This is a genomic window from Caldibacillus sp. 210928-DFI.2.18, from assembly GCF_020554505.1.
Taxonomy (GTDB): Bacteria; Bacillota; Bacilli; order Bacillales; family Caldibacillaceae; genus Caldifermentibacillus; species Caldifermentibacillus hisashii.
In genome coordinates this window covers 1-20,018 of record NZ_JAJCHL010000063.1, presented here as the reverse complement: position 1 = coordinate 20,018, position 20,018 = coordinate 1, and the positions used below count along the sequence as shown (strand labels likewise).

16 protein-coding genes are annotated in these 20,018 nt (G+C 34.8%); 2 read left to right on the top strand and 14 right to left on the bottom strand.

The window, feature by feature from the left end; translation table 11 throughout:
- The first annotated feature begins 272 nt into the window (after window positions 1–272).
- Entirely contained in the window at window positions 273–893 is a 621-nt protein-coding gene (locus LIZ98_RS12590; protein ID WP_227139804.1) for a YesL family protein, read from the top strand.
- Window positions 894–961: 68 nt separating this feature from the next.
- Here the strand turns inward: LIZ98_RS12590 and LIZ98_RS12585 are convergent, their stop codons facing one another.
- The 13 genes from LIZ98_RS12585 to xylF form a co-directional block, all read right to left on the bottom strand.
- Window positions 962–1,621, bottom strand: coding sequence for an SGNH/GDSL hydrolase family protein (locus tag LIZ98_RS12585; protein WP_034767721.1), 660 nt, complete (start codon window positions 1,619–1,621; stop codon window positions 962–964).
- A gap of 23 nt (window positions 1,622–1,644) precedes the next feature.
- Window positions 1,645–2,259, bottom strand: coding sequence for a polysaccharide deacetylase family protein (locus LIZ98_RS12580; RefSeq protein ID WP_227139805.1), 615 nt, complete (start codon window positions 2,257–2,259; stop codon window positions 1,645–1,647).
- Between the two features lie 178 nt (window positions 2,260–2,437).
- Window positions 2,438–3,247, bottom strand: a complete 810-nt coding sequence (locus tag LIZ98_RS12575) for a carbohydrate ABC transporter permease (protein ID WP_227139813.1) — start codon at window positions 3,245–3,247, stop codon at window positions 2,438–2,440.
- A 96-nt stretch (window positions 3,248–3,343) separates the two neighbouring features.
- Window positions 3,344–4,216: a carbohydrate ABC transporter permease gene (locus LIZ98_RS12570; RefSeq protein WP_034767715.1), complete on the bottom strand. Its 873-nt coding sequence runs from the start codon at window positions 4,214–4,216 to the stop codon at window positions 3,344–3,346.
- 85 nt (window positions 4,217–4,301) lie between these two features.
- Complete coding sequence (locus LIZ98_RS12565; protein ID WP_227139806.1) at window positions 4,302–5,630, bottom strand: extracellular solute-binding protein; 1,329 nt, start codon at window positions 5,628–5,630, stop codon at window positions 4,302–4,304.
- A 139-nt stretch (window positions 5,631–5,769) separates the two neighbouring features.
- Window positions 5,770–6,543, bottom strand: a complete 774-nt coding sequence (locus LIZ98_RS12560) for a response regulator transcription factor (RefSeq protein ID WP_227139807.1) — start codon at window positions 6,541–6,543, stop codon at window positions 5,770–5,772.
- Complete coding sequence (locus tag LIZ98_RS12555; RefSeq protein ID WP_227139808.1) at window positions 6,543–8,270, bottom strand: sensor histidine kinase; 1,728 nt, start codon at window positions 8,268–8,270, stop codon at window positions 6,543–6,545. Before LIZ98_RS12555 ends, LIZ98_RS12560 begins: the two co-directional genes overlap by 1 nt.
- Window positions 8,271–8,532: 262 nt before the next feature.
- Window positions 8,533–10,137, bottom strand: coding sequence for a glycoside hydrolase family 43 protein (locus LIZ98_RS12550; protein WP_034767708.1), 1,605 nt, complete (start codon window positions 10,135–10,137; stop codon window positions 8,533–8,535).
- Between the two features lie 33 nt (window positions 10,138–10,170).
- Entirely contained in the window at window positions 10,171–11,670 is a 1,500-nt protein-coding gene (xylB, locus tag LIZ98_RS12545) for a xylulokinase (RefSeq protein ID WP_227139809.1), read from the bottom strand.
- 92 nt (window positions 11,671–11,762) lie between these two features.
- Window positions 11,763–13,079 carry a xylose isomerase gene (gene xylA / locus LIZ98_RS12540; protein ID WP_041844719.1) on the bottom strand — a complete coding sequence of 439 codons (1,317 nt, stop codon included), beginning with the start codon at window positions 13,077–13,079 and terminating at the stop codon, window positions 11,763–11,765.
- 142 nt (window positions 13,080–13,221) lie between these two features.
- Window positions 13,222–14,403, bottom strand: a complete 1,182-nt coding sequence (locus tag LIZ98_RS12535) for a sugar ABC transporter permease (RefSeq protein WP_095142205.1) — start codon at window positions 14,401–14,403, stop codon at window positions 13,222–13,224.
- Window positions 14,400–15,920 carry a xylose ABC transporter ATP-binding protein gene (locus LIZ98_RS12530; RefSeq protein WP_227139810.1) on the bottom strand — a complete coding sequence of 507 codons (1,521 nt, stop codon included), beginning with the start codon at window positions 15,918–15,920 and terminating at the stop codon, window positions 14,400–14,402. The genes LIZ98_RS12535 and LIZ98_RS12530 overlap by 4 nt, the downstream gene beginning before the upstream one ends.
- Window positions 15,921–16,010: 90 nt before the next feature.
- Window positions 16,011–17,105, bottom strand: coding sequence for a D-xylose ABC transporter substrate-binding protein (gene xylF, locus LIZ98_RS12525; protein ID WP_227139811.1), 1,095 nt, complete (start codon window positions 17,103–17,105; stop codon window positions 16,011–16,013).
- Between the two features lie 505 nt (window positions 17,106–17,610).
- On the opposite strand from xylF, the gene LIZ98_RS12520 reads away from it, so the two are divergent.
- Window positions 17,611–18,522: an Rpn family recombination-promoting nuclease/putative transposase gene (locus LIZ98_RS12520; RefSeq protein WP_227139812.1), complete on the top strand. Its 912-nt coding sequence runs from the start codon at window positions 17,611–17,613 to the stop codon at window positions 18,520–18,522.
- Between the two features lie 162 nt (window positions 18,523–18,684).
- Here LIZ98_RS12520 and LIZ98_RS12515 read toward each other — a convergent pair whose 3' ends face one another.
- Window positions 18,685–19,878: an ROK family transcriptional regulator gene (locus tag LIZ98_RS12515; RefSeq protein ID WP_095142536.1), complete on the bottom strand. Its 1,194-nt coding sequence runs from the start codon at window positions 19,876–19,878 to the stop codon at window positions 18,685–18,687.
- Between the last annotated feature and the right edge of the window lie 140 nt (window positions 19,879–20,018).

Below are 20,018 nucleotides of genomic sequence, written 5' to 3'. Positions count from 1 at the left end.
TTGAAGATTTTGGGTATTTTTAATAGTTAATTTAAATTAATGCAACACTAGTGATATATCACACTATAATATTTTTATCCCTTGAAACAAATAGCCGGTTTTTTTCTGTTACCATTGAGTATACAATTTTTAACCCCTTAACATAAATAACCGGATTTTTAAATTTACCAACCTTTTCTGTTACTGTTTTTATTGCTTTCTCATATTCAAAATCGTACATTTCATATATAATAGGAGTAACAATAGATTGGGAAACACTTAGTTGGGGGGTGATGAATATTTTTATCAACCGGCTTTATAGTTTGGCAGAGTGGATTTCGAAATTAGCCTATTTAAATGTTTTATGGCTACTATTTACTCTTTTCGGACTTATCGTTTTTGGTTTGATGCCCTCTACTGTTTCCATGTTTACGATTATTCGAAAATGGATGAAGGGTGATGCTGATTTCCCTATATTTCGCACTTTTTCAAAAATTTATAAACAGGAATTTCTTAAAAGTAATATAATTGGGGTTATACTTGCGGGTTTTTATGCAATGATCTTAATTGATTTGTTTTATCTAAATGCTTTAAAAAATTTCTCTATTATTTCAATACTGTTGTATCTATATATGTTTGCAGTCGTCATGACTACTTTATATATTTTTCCGGTATTTGTTCATTATGAATTAAATATTTTTACTGTTTTTAAAAACTCTTTTTTGTTGATGCTTATTAACCCGTTTACAAATATTGTCATTATTTTATCATTGGCAATTACATTTTACGTTATGAAAATTTTACCTGCACTAATTGTTTTCTATGGTGCCAGTTTTCCTGCACTTTCTATAATGGCTTTCTGCTATATGACATTTGAACGCCTGGCGAAAAAGAAAGAAATTAAATCCTTATAAACAAATAGCTCAACTTTTTATTTAAGCAAGTTGAGCCTATCTTATTTTTTCTCATCTTTTAAATAAATTTATAGCGACTTTTTCCAGTCAAAACCAATACAGTTCAAAAATTCTTTTGCTAAAATCATGTGACCGGCTGTATCGGGATGAACCCGATCCCATGCTAAACTAGCTGGATACAGATGATGTAAAACTTTATTAAATGCAGCTTGCGTATCTACCAAAATACAATTATTTTCGTTTGCAATTTTTTTTACAACATCACCATATTGATCCATTGTTCTTCTCATTTGGTCATTATCATTATTTTCTATATAAAAAGGTGTCATTAAAACAATATTTGCTACTTGTGATTTCGTAATACTGACTAATTGCGTTAATGTGCTTTCATATTCGTCTATGTAGACATGGGTTTCTTTTATAAATGGTGAATCATATTGTCGCCAAACATCATTTATCCCAATCATAATTGATAGCCAGTCAGCATTTTGATCGAGAACATCCTTTTGCCATCTTTCTTTTAAATCCCGAACCGTGTTGCCGCTTATTCCTTTGTTAACGACCCGAATTGCCAATTCAGGATAAACAGCACGTATCCATCCATCAATGAAGGAAACATATCCATTCCCCAGTGCTCTGAATAAGCCTTCTCCATCTGGTTTTAGCCGTTCGCAGTCTGTCACGGAATCTCCTATAAACAATAATTTCTGACCTTTTTCTAATAACATTTTTTTCCTTCCTTCTATAATAATTATTCTTGACCTATCTTTAACAATTCACTTACTGTAACTAGTTTATATCCTTGAAAAACTAGTTCAGGTACAAGTTGTCGAACCGCTTCAATCGTTTGTGAACGATCACCGTAACCATCGTGAAAAATGAGGATACTACCATTTTTCACATGATCCCTTGATTTCTCAAGAATAAAATCTGTACCCGGTCTTTCCCAATCAATAGCATCCATATTTAGGGCTCCCATTGCCGTATAACCCATTCGAGATAACAATAATTCTACCTGCTCATTAAAAGCGAAATAAGGAGGACGTAAAGTGGTTGGTTTCCTTCCTACCAGACGCTCAATTAATCTTTCATTTAGTTGAATTTCTTTTATACATTCCTCTTCACTTAAGTCGGACAATCTTGCATGAGTGAAAGTGTGATTTCCGATTTCATGTCCTTGTGCGACCACTAGTTTTACAATTTCAAGATTTTTTACAATCTGTTCCCCAATCATGAAAAACGTTGCCTTCGCTTTCACACTTGCTAGAACCTCTAATACTTGTGGTGTATAAATTGGATTTGGACCATCATCAAATGTAATTGCGAGCGCTTTTTTATTCGTTTTTACTTCATTAATGATCGCCATGTCTCTTTTCTCCCTTTTCAAATAAAGTCAAACATCATTCAGTGGGGGTACTAATATAAAGATTTTCTTATGTATACAGAGAAAGTTTTCGTTCCGGTTTGAATTTATTATATTTGAAAGAGGTAAATCCTTTTATCAAAGAATATACCTCATCTTTTATTCAATTTCCTGTATTCAATTATCCTTTAACCGATCCCGCTGCTAGCCCCTCAATAATTCGGTCACTCAAAAATAAATAAACGAGAAAGATCGGTAAAATACTAATGACAAGTGTCGCACCAATGGCACCCCAGTCAGTTAAATATTGACCGACAAAGTTATTAACACCAACCGTAATAGTTTTCCATTTCTCTGAGCTAATAAATGTGTTAACGAATACAAACTCATTCCAATTGTAAATCATATTAATGATCGCTGTTGTTGAAAGAACAGGTGCAGTCATCGGAATGGTAATTTGAAAAAAAATCCTGTGAACTGAACAACCATCCATAACAGCTGCTTCCTCTATTTCTCTTGGCAAACTTTGATAAAACCCTAATAAAATCATAATCGTAATTGGTAAATTAAAAGTTGTATATGAAATTATGATGGAAAGTGGGTTATCAATTAGGTTTACTTTATTAAAAATATTGAATAACGGTATTAATGTCGAATGTAATGGAATCATATAAGCAGCCATGAATAAAGCCAATACAAAGCCTTTTAATTTCCATTCCATTCTAGTAACTGCAAAGGTGACGAAACTCCCCAGTATAAGTGTCAAAATAACTGCAACAATTGTATACCAGACACTATTAAGGAAATAATTATTGATTCCTCCTGTTGTCCAAGCATCAATATAATTATCCCATTGCGGATCTTGAGGTAAAGCAAAAGGCGACATTCCAAATACTTCTTGATTCGTTTTTAATGATAATTGGAACAGCCATATTAAGGGATAAAGTTGCACGAGTGCTACAACAATAAGTACCAAATAGAGAATTACCATTCCAATCTTTTTTAAAAGCGAGGTGTAGCCTGTTTTAGGAGTGAGTTTTGTACTTTTCGTCGTTAATTCATTTGGGTTCATCTTGTCCCCCTCCATTTAATTATCCTCTTTTGTTTTCATTAATTTTTGAATCGTCCAAGTTGCAACCATACTAATAACTAATAATCCAAACCCAATCGCACTACCATAACCAAAATTATATTTGCCAAAAGCCTCCTTATACATGTATGACGCCATAACTTCTGTGGCATGTCCAGGCCCGCCACCAGTCATAACATAAATTAAATCAAAATACTTTAATGAACCGACAATTGCTAAAATGACTAACACTTTTAACACACCGGAAATCAGCGGAACTTTTATCTTATAAGCAATTTGGAATGCATTCGCTCCATCAATTCTTGCAGCCTCGATTAATTCTTCGGGAACATTTACCAAGGCTGCATAGATAATAATTATATAAAATCCAGCATATTGCCAAACAATCGGAATAAAGATAGCATATAATGCAATTTCCGGATCAGCTAACCACAAAGGTACATTTTCAACACCTATGGATGTAAGAAAGCTATTAATTAACCCATTCATTGGATCAAAAATCTTAATCCATAATTGAGCAATAGCCACTGATGATAAAAGCATTGGTATGATGTATATTTTTCTAAATATATTTGCCCCTTTAATTTTACTTGCTAAAACTAAAGAGACGATTAAATAGCCAATTAAACTTAGAACTGAGAAAAGACCTAATAGAATGGAGTGCCAAGTACTTTCCCAAAATAGCTTATCTTGGACTAACTTAATATAATTATCCAGTCCAATGAATTTCATTTCTCCTACTCCGTCCCATTTCATCAAGCCATAGTAACCGGTTAAAATCATAGGAATATAGATGAGGAACAATACGAGAAAAAGTGCAGGGAGCACATAGAGAGCAATAACTGTTTTATTAGACATTACATTTTTCATTGTATTTACTCCTTCTCTATTACAAATCAGAGGGTATATCCACTTTACCTATACCCCCTAATTTGAGAGATTAAAAGCTTTAAACTTATTTTTCCGCAGCTTCTTCAGCAAGTGCATTATCATGTTGTTTTGCAAACTCTTCTGGAGTAACTTGTTTACCATAAAGTGCGGTAATTAAATCATGATGCAACTCTGACACATTTGGAGTAGCTTGTGTATCGAACCAAGTTGTTACGTTTGTTGCATTGTTTATATCGTTTAATACATCGATATACATTGGATGAACATCTAATCCTTCCGTATTCACTTTTGTTGCTGGAAGAATTCCGGCACTTTCAACTGACCTTTTTCCCCACTCTTTTACTAAGTATGCGGCAAAGTCTTTAGCTTGATCTTTATGCTGAGATTTTTCCGCAACAAATGCACCTAATCCGGGACCACCTACATAACTATTACTGTCTGTTCCCTTTCCACCTTCAACGATTGGAAATTTAAAGTACCCAACTTTATCTTTAAATTCTTGAGAAGTATCCGGGCTAGTCGTGAAGTTTGGCAATTCCCAAGTAGCTGTTAAAAACATAGCAGCTTGTTCGTTCAAGAAGTAACCTTTTGCATCATCATTTGATAATGCTGTATTACCCTTAACAAAGAATCCCGAGTCAACAAGATTTTGAATTTCTTCCGCTGCTTTCACTATATCTGGATCAGTCATCTTAACTTTTCCTTGGATGACATCAGTTAAAATAGTAGGACCTCCGATTCGATCAGCCAAATACATAAACCACATCGATGCCGGCCAGCCATCTTTTGAGCCAACTGTAGCTGGGATGATACCGTTTTTCGATAGTGTTTCACCAATTTTTTTCAAGTCTGCAAATGTTTTAGGTTCTTCAAGATTATATTTTTTAAAAATTTCCTTGTTATAGAATACATAAGTAATATTCATTTCCATTGGAAGAGCATAGGATTTCCCGTCAAATGAGTAAGATTCAACCGTACCAGGGACAAATTGATCCTGAAAATCTTTTTTGATTATGTCATCTAGTGGTGCGAATTGTCCCCCTTTTGCATAAGGTTCTGCAAAACCGTTAGACCACGTTAAACCAACATCTGGCAATTCATTTGAGGCTGCTAAAACTTTTATTTTGTCTCGGTACTGGTCCGGGTTCAATACTTCAACATCAATCACAACATCTTTATTTTCAGCTTCATAATCTTTAATAATTTCTTTTACAAGATTAAAATAAGCTGGGGAACTTCCTTGTGGCCAATCATGCATAAATTTTAAATGAATTTTCCCATCACCGGACTTTTTTCCACCGTTCGATTCATTTGAGGATGAGCAGCCTGACAATACAAGACCAATAATTAAGACAAATAAGGTTATTATTGATAACGCTTTCTTCTTTGACATGAAAAGACCTCCCTTTTTATTTAAATTTAAGTGAAGTTGGAAGAACTTCCTTATAAAAACAGTCTATCATCGGGAGCTTTTTCAAAAAAGGTAACAATGATTAGGAAAAATACCATTATTTTTAGATAATTAAATACCTTTAATATTGCTGTTTCCGGTAACTGTTTGGGGTTGTCCCCTCTAATTCCTTAAAAAGTTTGATAAAATATTTCGTTGTTTTATAGCCACATTCCTCCGCAACCTCCGATATAGGTATGTTTGTTGTAATTAGCAGCTCCTTGGCTCTTTGAATTCTCCTTCTCGTAATATATTCGCTAAAGGTCAGGTTTACTTGCTCTTTGAATAAAACACTGAAATAGCTTGGATTCAAGTGCACATATTCCGCCACATCTTTTAAAAATAGTTCCTTTTTTATATTGATGTCAATATACTGGATTGCTTTACGAATAGGTTCAGGTGCTTGATTATTTTTATCATACGCATCAACAAGTTTTTTATCTACTACTTTTTCAATAACATCAACTCTCTCTCTTTTTTCAACAATATGAACGGCTTCCTCAATGACATCTAACAACTCTTTCTTACTAATCGGTTTGAGTAAATAGTTGATTACTCCAAAACCAATTGCTTTTTGTGCATACTCAAACTCCGGATAAGCAGACATAACAATCACAACAGGTGATTGCTCCTCATTCTTCATTATCTCCAGTATTTCCAAACCGGTTATTTCAGGCATGCGAATGTCCATCAATAATATATCAACTTTGCTTTTTTTAATTATTTGTAATGCTTCAATTCCGTTTGCAGCAGTAATGACTTGATGTTTTCCCTCTTCCCATCTATCAATAATTCTTTTTATTCCTTCTCTTGTTCTCGGCTCATCGTCCACTATTAATATAGTTTTACCATACATTAAAAATCTCCCCTATGAATTGGAACTTCGATTGTGACCATTGTTCCCTCATTTTTACGACTTCTTATGGTAAATTTTTTTTCTAATTCTTCTTTATAGTAAAAATAAAGGCGTTTTTTTACATTAGAAAGTGCCATCCCTTTTCCGGTAATTTCACCATTATTTAAAGCATTCTTGACATCCTGTAACTTTTCCTCATCCATCCCTGCTCCGTCATCTTTAACTGTAATTCTCACAAAGTCTGTTCTCTTAATTTTCTGAACCGAAACAATAATGGTACATTGATTAAGTTGATTTCCTGAACCGTGGATAACCGCATTTTCAACTAAAGGCTGAATTAACAATTTAGGAATTTTTATATTTTTTAATTCTGTAGGCAGCAATAACTTCCACTTAATTCGATCAGCAAATCGAAATTTAATAATTTCTAAGTAATTTTCAATATGATTAAATTCTTCACTAAGTGTAACCCAATCATCATTAGTGTTCTTACTAATCGTATAGCGGAATAAATTTGACATTGATACAACGACATTAGCAAGTTCTTCTTCCCCTTTATATTCCAACGACCAACGCAATGAATCTAATGTGTTATATAAAAAATGAGGATTAATTTGTGCTTGTAATGCTTTAAGTTCACTGTAACTACGGATTATTTCTTTTTGATACACCATCTTAATTAAATGGTTTGTTTCCCTCGCAAGTTGGTTATATGTACTATTTAATTCATTTATCTCATTTACAGTCGGCTCATTCGGATTAATCGCCAATAATCCTTCGTTCGCCAGTCTCATTGTATTCGTCAAATTGGTGATCGGCCTTGTTATCATATTTGAAAGAAACCATGAGCATATGAAAAAGATTAAAATTCCAATAAATCCGGATACGATAATACCTATACTTATCCCGTTTAGACCTTCAGTTAAAGCGGTCACGGGAGTTAAAATCAAAACAGTAAATCCGTCTTTAGAAATTTGTTTGGTAACCATATACTCGGTATTGTTAATGACAGTCGTAGATTTATTTTTAAAAGAAACAGGACTTATTTTTCCGGGATAATTGGAATAAATGGGGTCTAATTTTTCGTCAAGTACGAAAGTATATTGCTTACTATTTTTCATTTTTGTTATTGAAAAATAGTTTTTATAAACTTGAATTAGTAAATAGCCTGCATTTTCAAAACTTTTGTCCATTAAATTTATTCTTCTTATCGCCAAATAATAATTTCTATTTTTCGGATCTTCACCAATCCAGACTAATTTTCCCTTAGCATAATCAGCTTCATTTATCCATTTCACGTTTATCCGATTAAACAATTTATTGGTGTCATTTAAAGGTAATAATTGTTCTAAACTTTCCGTATACAATTCAACCGAATATATTCCTTCTGTGTTCGCTTGAATATTGTTAACAGCGTTATACAAGCTTTGCAAGTCAGAAAATGGAATTTGTTCTCCTTTATATTTTCGTGTAAATATATCCTGGATTCGTGGATTAGTAATGATAAATTTTGTGGCCGTATTTAATTGCTCAAACAGGGAATCAATTCGACCACTAGCCTCAAGTGCTGTCTGTCTAATTTGATCTTCTGCATTCCCCTTTATAAGTAAGGAAACTTGACTTAAGGTAATTGTTGTTACAATAGATAAAACAATAACCATTACAGTCAGAAACACAAACAAAATTTGATTTCTTAAAGTATTCCATTTTTTTAGCAAGTTCCACATGACTGATTACCTTTCTTTCATTAATGTAAAATACGTACTAACTATTATTAAGTAAAATTTATATTAACCCATTGTTTTCTTATTTGGAAAAAAGGAAAGGTAAACATAGAGAAATGTAGCATAACTTGGAGTATTTTTAAATTTGGTTTTTAGATTTCTTTAGAAATAATAACTGTTATTTTACATGAACAGATAGTCGTCTTTGAAAAATCATAACGACTATCTGAACTTAAAAGATAGATACTAAAATGTTTTCGATAACTTAAGCTTTATATATAAAATAATCAAAATCTGCTGCGATTCTCTCACCCGAGGTATCTTGACAATGCATACCGACAAATGCACCAGTAAAGAAACCCCCACCTTGGATATAATCATCTGAAAGTTTATAAGAATAAAATGTTACTGGAATCTCAAACCATGTTGTACCATCAAAGGAATACGAGTATGCATAAGTATTGGTTTTAACAATCACTCGCATGTACACATAATCTACATCATTCGGGATAATAATTTCCTGACCTTTTAAAGGTTGATCAAAGGTAAAATTATCGCATGACATCAGTTCAAGGATTCTACCTTTTTCTTCATGCCAAGTAATTTGTAGTGTTGTCCAGTTTTGTGTATTATAGTAATTTACTAATCCGGCAGCTTGTTGAAACGTTTCCGGTTTAAAGGCTACTTTTGTTTCTGCAGTAAAATTAAAATGTTGCCAACGTCTTGCGACAAATGCCTGAGTAAATTTTGATGTTAACGATTCCCGACCATAGAGTCTCAAATGACTTGGGTTGTCTGTGAGGGATAGCGTGTCACTTCCAAGCGGTATTCGCAAAGTTTGAAAATGTAGATTTAAATTTTCAGAATCAAAATCGTCTTTCACAGGGAAGTCTCTTTCCCATTTCACTTCTTCTACTTTCGGACCTTCTACTTCCAATGAAGGTTGATTTCCACCAACAACATACGGCCAACCATCTTTCCATTCTAATCTTTGAATGGCTGTTTCTCTCCCCAATGGACAAAAACCACGAGGGTCGAGCAACGGCTGATCTCCCTTTGGCAGCGGTCGTCCGATTAAATGAGCCAAAAACCATTCATCGGTATGAGTATGAACGATGGAGGCATGCCCAGCTTTTTGCAATGGATTTCTTGGATACGGATATGAAGTAATGATTGGGTTTCCCGGATGTACTTCATAAGGTCCCCAAATATCTTTCGAACGAGCTATTGTTGCTTGATGTTCATATCTTGTACCACCTTCCGCTGTAAGTAAATAGTAATATCCATTGATTTTATATAAATGTGGTCCTTCTACAAGTTTTACATCTGTTCCTTTAAAAATAATTTTTTTCGGTCCGATGAGTTTCTGATCTTTCACACTATATTCTTGCATAAGAATGCCATAGAAATTATGATGGCCGACGCGATGATCCCAGTACATATTCACTAAATATTTTTTTCCATCTTCATCATGAAACAGCGAAGGATCAAATCCGCTGCTATTCAAATAAATCGGATCAGACCATTCCCCGTCAATCGTGTCACAAGTGACTAAGTAGTTATGACCATCTTTCCATTGGCCTTCTGTTACTTTTACATCCGTATAAATTAACCAAAATTTACCGTCATGATAGGACAAATCCGGAGCCCAAATCCCACCGGAATCCGGATTTCCAAGCATATTTAGTTGGCTTAACCGATTTAGTGGTCTTGAAACTAAACGCCAATTTTTTAAGTCTTTTGAATGATAGATCCCAACGCCCGGAAACCATTCAAATGTAGAGACAGCAATATAATAATCTTCCCCGGCACGACAAATGGACGGATCTGCGTTAAAACCAGTCAATACAGGATTTTGAATTTTTACCATTTAAATACACCCCTTTTTTAAATAATGAAAAAGTTAATATCGGAATTCTACCAATTTTCTATTTAAAATTTTTGTATGCTCATAAACCTCCTGATAAATCTTAAATAACTCACGATACCGCTTAACATTTTCGGGAATTGGCTCATATACTTTGACAACATCCAAAAATTCATCTGCACATTGGTCCAAACTGTCAAACCAACCGCATCCATATGCGGCAAGCATAGCAGCACCCATACCCGGACCTTGCTCACTTGCTAGTTTCATAATTTTAGCATCGTATATATCGGCTTGAATTTGTAGCCATGTTTCATTTTTAGCACCACCGCCAATTGAAATAATCGTGTCAATTTGCTTGCCGGCTCCTCGGAAGATTTCAATTGATTCATTTAAGGAAAAGGTAATCCCTTCAATGACAGCCCTTACAAAATGTGCCCTTGTATGTTTCGAATCGGCTCCGATAAAGCTCCCTCGAATATTGGCATCAGGGTGCGGTGTCCGTTCCCCAACGATGTAAGGGGTGAACAACAAACCATTCGAACCAACCGGAACTTCTTCAATTTCAGACACAAAGTCATTAAAGTTTTCATCATTAGCAAATACCTCTTTAAACCAGCTGAGACTGTATCCTGCAGCTAATGTCACACCCATTGTATAGTAGGCATCCTCTTTTGCGTGATTGAAATAATGAACTTTCCCTTTAAAATCACGATCTTTTGTTTCTTCATAAGATAAGACTACACCGGAAGTTCCGATACTGCACAGCGTTTTATCGGAAGAGAGAATGCCGGCCCCAATTGCTCCACATGCATTGTCCGCCCCGCCTGCAAATACTTTTGTTGCTTCATTTAAACCTGTTTTATCGGCAAATTCCTTTGTTAACGTCCCAATGAAATCACTCGACTCCACCAATGGCGGACAAATAGTTGGGTCGATTCCCAATGCTTCACAGAGCTCCCCGCTCCACTCTTTTTTCGCAATATCGAGCAGCAATGTGCCGGCTGCATCTGAATAGTCCATATGAATTTTTTCGGTCATTCGGAAACGCAAATAGTCTTTTGGTAGCATAAACACATGAATTTTTTCAAAAATATTTGGCTCGTATTGTTTTACCCAAAGAATTTTTGGTAAAGTAAAACCTTCCAACGCAACGTTTTTCGTAACTTCAAGCAGTTTTTCTTTCCCAATAATATGATAAATTTGTTCACATTGTTCTGTTGTCCGTGTATCATTCCAAAGAATCGCATTTCTAAGTAATTGCAGTTGTTCATCTAATATAACAAGTCCATGCATTTGACCTGAGAAACTGATTCCTTCTATATCTGACGGATTGCCGTGAAAATTTGCAACAAGTTCGACCAATGCTTCGGTCGTTTTTTCCACCCATTGGTTTGGATCTTGCTCACTGTAACCGGACTTCTCTTGGATTAACGGGTATGATTTTGAAACTTCCCCGGCAACCATACCCTTTTGATCGACCAATAAAACTTTTACAGAACTGGTCCCCAGGTCTACTCCTATCACATATTTCATTTCACATCTTCCTTTTTCACATAATGGAAAAAACAGCTGAACCCGTTTGAGAGTTCAGCTATTAATTTTTTTTAAAGGAGGGTTATTCGTATTTAAAAAGCAGTTAACAAATATTGGTTAACCAATGCCCGTAATTCTTCAACACGGCCGGATTCATTTTTGAATTCTTTCATGTCTAGAACATGTTCTTCTAATGTTTTGAAATCTGCTTTCCCTTGGATGATTTCTTTGCCAATCCCTTCATTGTAACTTCTGTAACGGTTTGCAATGAAATCATCGAGAACATGATCTTCAATTAATTTATGTGCCACTTTTAGACCAACTGCAAAACTATCCATGCCTGCAATATGGGCACGGAATAAATCTTCCGGTTCAAAGGAGCCTCTTCTGACTTTTGCATCAAAGTTTAAGCCACCTTTGCCCAATCCGCCATTTTTAATAATTTCATACATTGCGAGAGTAGTTGCATTAAGATCTGTTGGAAATTCATCCGTATCCCAACCAAGCAACGGGTCACCTTGGTTTGCGTCAACTGAACCAAGCATCCCGTTGATTCGGGCAACACGTAATTCATGTTCAAAGGTATGTCCGGCTAATGTTGCGTGGTTTGCTTCAATATTAAATTTGAAATATGGATCTAAGTTATATTTTTTCAAGAAAGCAATTCCTGTCGCCACATCAAAATCATATTGATGTTTAGTCGGTTCTTTCGGTTTCGGTTCAATTAAAAATTGACCGGAAAAACCGATTTCTTTTGCATAATCAACAGCCATTTGGAAGAAGCGTGCCAAGTTGTCTTGTTCCAGCCCCATATCTGTGTTTAGGAGTGATTCATATCCTTCACGCCCGCCCCAAAATACATAGTTTTCTGCACCTAGGCGTTTCGCAACTTCCAACCCTTTTTTCACTTTTGCCGCAGAGAAAGCAAATACATCTGCGTTGCAAGAAGTTGCCGCACCATGAACAAAACGCGGATGAGTGAACATATTTGCCGTATTCCAAAGAAGTTTTGTTTTGCTCGTTTTCATATAATCTTCAATCATATCAACAATTTCATCAAGGTTTTTGTTTGTTTCCCGAAGCGTTTCTCCTTCTGGTGCGATATCTACATCATGGAAACAGAAGAACGGCGCATTCAGTTTTTCAAAGAATTCAAATGCTGCTTCAACACGAGCTTTTGCTAACTCCATTCCTTTCAGATGATTCCATGGGCGAATCATATTACCATGACCAAATGGATCTGTTCCGTCATATGTGAATGTATGCCAGTAAGCAACACCAAAACGTAACCATTCTTCCATGGTACGGTCGCCAATTATTTCTTCCGGATTATAGAATTTAAATGCTAGTGCGTTTTTAGATGTTGGTCCCTCATATTGAATTTTGGAAACGTTTTCGAAGTATGCCATAGTAGTTCCTCCTAATTTTTCAAAATATCTATTTATATTCATAACAACCACAAACTTATTATAACATGCGGGAACTAGTTTGTCTATTAGATAAACAAAGTTTTAAAAACTTACTTTCCTCTTAAATACTTAAAATTCCCTTTTAAACTGTTGCTTTCTTTTGACTATAAATATCCATCCAAACAGCAAACAATAGGATACTTCCTTTTACAATGTATTGCCAAAATGCTTCCAAGTTCATCATACTCATTCCATTATCAATACTAGCCATAATTAAAGCACCAAAAATAGATCTAATTACATTACCTTTACCACCCATTAAACTTGTGCCACCGATAACGCAAGCAGCAATGGCATCCATTTCATAAGAGGTACCGGCACTTGTAGTTGCAGCATTCAATCTCCCTGTTAACAAAATTCCTGCTAAACCAGCTAAAGCACCCATGATAACGAATACCCATAATGTATTTCGTTTGATATTAATCCCGGACAATGCAGCAGCTTCCGGGTTACCACCAATTGCATATAAATATCTACCAAAGGAAGTTTTCATTGTAACAAAAGCAACAATAATTCCAATTGTTAGGACGATTAAAAATGGAACTGGGATGCCAAAATATCTATTTAACATATATACAACAAGTAAAAGAAGTACAGAATATGCAGTTATTTTTCCATAACTAACAATATGACTTGGGACTATTAAACCAAGACTTTGCCTTTTATTTCTTTGTCTATAGGTAAAATAAAACATTAGAACTATACCAATAATAGCCAAAATATATCCTAGAAGATATGGTAAATAACTTGTTCCTATTGCCATAAAGCTTTCTTTTAATGGGGCAATTGTTTGTCCGTCGGTTATACCAATTAATATGCCTCTAAAGATTAACATGCCCGCTAACGTAACAATAAAAGCAGGTACGGCTCTGTAAGCAACCCACCAACCATGCCAAAATCCAATCAATGCACCAATTGCAACTGCCGCAAGAACAACTGCCCAAGTATCCCACCCGTGCCAAACTTGCAATATAGCAGCAATACCTCCTGTTAATCCAACAATTGAACCTACAGACAAATCAATTTGGGCAAGAATCAAAACAAGAGTCATACCTATTGCTAACAGTGCAATAACCGACATTTGAGTAAATAAGTTGGATACATTCCGTGAAGAAAGAAATTCTCCACCTGTAAAAAATCCAAAAATTACAACGATCAGTAAGAATGCAATTATTAATACATATGCTTGTAAATCAATTTTAAATGAAATCTTGGAACTGAAAGAACTTTTTCCACCACTATTGTTATTAAGATTTGCTTTCATATATTCTTACCTCCAGTCGCCAATGCCATAATTTTTTCTTGAGTGGCTTCATTTCTGGATAGTTCTCCTGCTATCTTTCCCCCCGACATGACAAGCACTCGATCTGACATACCTAATACTTCTGGTAATTCGGAAGAGATAAGGATGATACCTACACCTTGCTTCGCCAGTTCAACGATAATTTTATAGATCTCATACTTTGCCCCAACATCTATTCCTCTTGTTGGTTCATCAAGAATTAGTATTCTTGGATTATTTAAAAGCCATTTACTTAGTACCACCTTTTGTTGGTTTCCACCACTTAATTGGGACACCTTTACTTCAAGATTTGGGGCTTTTAACTTCATCCTGTTATTGATTTCTTCTGCCTTTTTCACTTCCATTGCTTGGTCTATAACATTAAATTTCATAACTTGTTTTAAGGATGCTAGAGTCGTATTTTTCGTAATATCCATTCCTAAAACTAAGCCAAATCGTTTACGGTCTTCGGAGACGTAGGCAATACCAGCTTCAATCGCATCACTTGGACTTTTTATATTTTTTTCTTCTCCTTCCACTTTAATTGTTCCCAAGTATTTACCGTTTGCATATCCTCCAATGATACTAGTAAATAGTTCAGTCCTTCCTGCTCCCATCAGACCTGCAACACCTAAAATTTCGCTTTTCTTCAATTCAAAAGAGGCATTCTTTATTATCTGTTTTCCAGTTCCTTTATGTGTAACAGAATACCCTTCAACTGTAAAAACGGTATCCCCTAGTTTTCGTTCTTCATAAGGATAAATATCGGTCAGACTTCTTCCTACCATTTTTGTAATGATTTTTTCTTCGGTCATATCCTCTATCGAATCTGTACCGATTGTTTCCCCATCTCTTAGAACTGTAACAGAATCTGCAATTTCTAAAACCTCAGATAATTTATGAGAAATATAAATACAAGTAACACCTTTGGATTTTAAATCTCTTAAAATATTCATCAATAATTCTACATCACTATCAGTTAAAGCTGTGGTAGGTTCGTCCAAGATAATAATTTTTGCATTACTGGTTAACGCTTTTGCAATTTCAATTAATTGCTGTTTCCCTACACTTAAATTTCTAACTTTTGTTTGTGGATCGATATCTAAACCGATTTGTTTTTGCCATTTCATTGATTCTGCATACAATAAATTCCAGTCAATAACTGTTCTATGCATCAATTCATTATTTAATAATATATTTTCCGCGACACTCATCTCGCCGACTACCGCTAACTCTTGGTAAATGATAGCAATCCCTGCTTGACGAGAATCATGTATAGATTTGAACTGTACTTCTTGACCATTAATAAAAATTTTTCCATCATATGTTCCAAAGGGATAAACACCACTTAGGACTTTCATTAGTGTCGACTTACCAGCACCATTTTCACCACATAAAGCATGTATCTCCCCTTTACGAACGGAAAATGTAACGTTATTCAATGCACGTACACCTGGAAACTCCTTCGTTATTCCTTTCATTTCTAGAATATATTCCATGACTTATTCCCCTCCTTTTTGCCCCATGTCAAAACTTTCTTCAACACGGGGCTATAGTGCCAAATGGAGAAAGTAAAATTATCCCACTAATTAAGGTCGTGCAGGACGTTCTCCTTCTGGAACATTTTTGTAAACATCGTCATAGGATTGAAATCCATCTTTGATAACTGTATCAACAAGATTGTCTTTATCGACCATAATCGGGTCAAGTTTAATGTATGGTACAGCTTTTTTCCCGTTATTGATCGTGTCATCTGTTTCAATTTTTTCACCTTTTCCAAGTTTTACTGCAACTTCTGCTGATGTAGTGGCTAGTGTTTTAATTGGTTTATAAACTGTCATGGTTTGTGTACCTTCAGCAATTCTTTGACAAGCAGCTAAATCGGCATCTTGTCCGGAAATTACTACTTTTCCAGCAAGACCTTGCGCATCAAGAGCCTGAATTGCACCACCTGCAGTAGCATCATTTGATGCTACAACAGCATCAATTTTATTATTATTAGCAGTTAAAGCATTTTCCATTATTCCCATTGCTTTGTTTGCATCCCATTTTTCAACCCATTGGTCCCCGACAACTTTAATATCTCCTTTATCAATAAGCGGCTGTAAAATATTCATTTGACCTTTCCTAAATAATTTTGCATTATTATCTGTTGGTGATCCGCCCATTAAGAAGTAATTTCCTTTAGGAATCTTTTTAACTAAATATTCTGCTTGTAATTCTCCAACTCTCTCATTATCAAAAGATACGTAAGCATCAACATCCGAGTTAGTTACTAATCTATCATAAGCTAATACTTTTACTCCTTCTTTTTTCGCTTGTTCTACCACTGGTGATAATGAATCACTATTTACTGCAATAATAACTAAAACATCAATACCTTGTGATAACATATTTTGGATTTGGGTCAATTGTTTTGATTCATCATTGTCAGCCGATTGTACAATAACTTCTGCACCTAACTCTTTAGCCTTTTCAACAAATATATCCCTATCGTGTTGCCATCTTTCTAATGATAGGTCTGTTACTGACAAGCCAATTTTTAAATTACCATCATCTGAAGATTTTGAATCATCTTTTTTCTGCTCTCCATTTCCGCCACCTGCATCCTGACCACATGCAGCTAGGCTGATTGTTAGCATAAAAATCACCAAAATGGAAAAAACCTTTTTTAACTTCTGCATAGAATTTTCCCCCTCTATAAATTATTAAACCGCTTACATACTAGATTATAACAGCACCTAATTTGTTTGTCTAGTGGATAAACAAATTAGGTGCTGTTATAACCTTTAGCCAAGTAGACGAATACTATATGTTGTTAATCTAGAATCAAAACCCTGTCTTAAACATTTAATGCAGGACATTTCTATTCAGGTATGTGAATACGGGTTCTTCCAAAATTGCTAGATTTCTTCATTGGTCGTTAGTAGAAGTAAGTAATCAGTAAAGGAATACGTCCATATCAAATATCTATTCAACTGTGAGGTGTGTGAATAAATCGATGTTACTTTTGAATTATTTCTTTAGAATTTTCCATTCTAACTTGATTTTTTTATAAAAAATAGCAGGATTTCTTAACCTGATATCGAAAATTGTATATAATCCCCCCTTACTTATTCATCCTGATTCAATTGCACAAATCACTTTCATTCCTAAGTATGGAATCATATTTTAAAAAGGAGTGACAACATGCCTGTTCTTTCCTACGTTTATGAAGATGCAGGTACGTCAAGGTATACAGATCATGACCAACTTTTTAAAGAACTAATTCATACGTTTTTCGCAGAATTTCTCGAGTTGTTTTTTCCCGAAGTGCATAAGTATATCGACTTTTCGGCGATTCGGCCGCTTTCCGAGGAAGTATTCACTGATCTCTTGGGAGGCGAAAGTCGGCGTGCTGATATTGTTATCGAAGCAACATTAAAAGGGGAAGAAACAATACTCATTATTCATGTCGAACCACAAAGCTACTACCAAGCAAATTTCCATGAGCGCATGTATCTTTACTTTAGCTTGCTTTATAATAAATATAGGAAACCAATTTTACCCATAGCAGTCTTTAAGTATGATAAAAATTATAACGAGAAAAATGAATTTACGATGAGCTTTCCATTCTTCCATGTATTAAGCTTTCAATTTTTAACATTGACATTGCGAAAATTGCGTTGGCGTGATTTTATTCACTCGAACAACCCGGTTGCGGCAGCACTACTCTGTAAGAGGGGCTTTACAGAAGCAGAAAGGGTTGAAGTGAAGAAGGAATTTTTGCGAATGCTGGTTCGAATGCAACTTGACCCGGCACGTCAACGGTTGATCTATGGTTTTTTTGAAAGGTATTTAAAATTGACCGATGAGGAGGAGAAAGTTCTCATGCAAGAGGTTAACAAATTAGATCCTGAATTAGCAAGCAAAATTATGGAATTGCCGATTTCTTATGAGGAAAAAGGGAAGGAAATTGGAAAAGAAATTGGAAGAAATGAGGAAAAACGAGAAATTGCTAAAAAAATGATTTTAGAAGGCCTCTCTCCAAATCTTATAGTAAAAGTTACTGGTCTAAGTCATGAGGACATTAAAGCCCTCAACAAAAGTATTAACAATTAAAAATATACCCTAATTTTTCTGGGAAATTGTTGATACTGTATTTTTTATTAAAGACAAAAATGAAAAAAGTAGAAGGTTTTCATAGCTAAAAAATGGAACGTGTATATAGACGTTCCATTTTTTTGAATTTTTTTAACACAACATAAAAATAAACAAACGAAATTATTGGGTATCAAGAATCGAAACTGCGTTATTTAGGAACTGATCAATCATTTGGGCAGAAACACCTATTGCAGCGGAATAATATGCATGCTTGGAAAAACTAATAATCAAATCCTTTTGATGGTATTTCATTGTGTGGTTTTTTATAAATTTTTCTATCGATTTTTCAAGCCAGTCTTTTGCCATTGCAAGTCGATTACCAATAATGACTTGTTCCGGATTAAAGATATTAATAATATTATTTATTCCGACTCCCAGATACATGCCTATTGAATGGAAGAGATTGATTATATCCTCATTCCCACTATTTGCAAGTTCAAGTAATAACTCTATAGACAAAGTTTCCTCAGTGATATCAGTTAATTTTAATTTTCTTGCCTCTTCTAATAACGCTTTTTCGGAGGCATAAAGTTCCCAGCAGCCACTACTTCCACAAGTGCAATCTTTGCCATTTACTTGTACAATCATATGCCCCGCTTCACCAGAAAAGCCATTCATTCCATAAAAAAGCTCTCCATTCAAAATAATTCCTATACCAATACCAATTCCTGCACTGATATACAAAATATTATCATTTTCTTTTCCTGCACCGTACAGTTTTTCTCCGTATGCACCTGCATTTGCTTCATTTTCAATAACAACGGGAATGTCAAAACAATTTTCGATTTCCTCCCTCAAATTGATATTTTTCCATCCTAAATTGGGTGCAACAAGAACTTCTCCATGGTTATTAACTAACCCGGGAACACCAATACCGATTCCAACTATTCCATAATGGCTTTGTGGTGCGGCATTAATTAAATCGGATATAACTGATTGTAATATTTCAATTACAACTTCATAAGATCGGACGGTAAGTTTTTTATTTACCTCAACAATAATATTACCTCTTAAATCGGTAAGAACGCCCAATATATAATTGACACCAAGGTCTATACCAATCGAAAAGCCGGCCTTGTCATTAAATAGTAGAATTACTGGTCTTCTTCCTCCGCTTGATTGTCCGGGACCTGATTCATAAATTAATTGGTCTTCTAACAATTCATTCACAAGGGAAGAAACGGTTCCTTTATTCAGTCCTACTTTTTGAGAAATATCTGCTCTTGATATTGGTGCCTCATGTAAAATGGTTTCAAGTACTAGTGTTTTATTAATTTGCTTTACTAATTGCTGATTTCCCGTTAGAGTTTTCATATGGTATCCCTCATTAGTCTGTTATGTGATCTCTTTTTTTATTGCTTTCAATAATGGTATTATAGAGTAAAAACTATTTTTTATAACTCAACTTTCGCACCTAAAAAATAAGCATTAATCATTGGTTTTATTGAAACCAG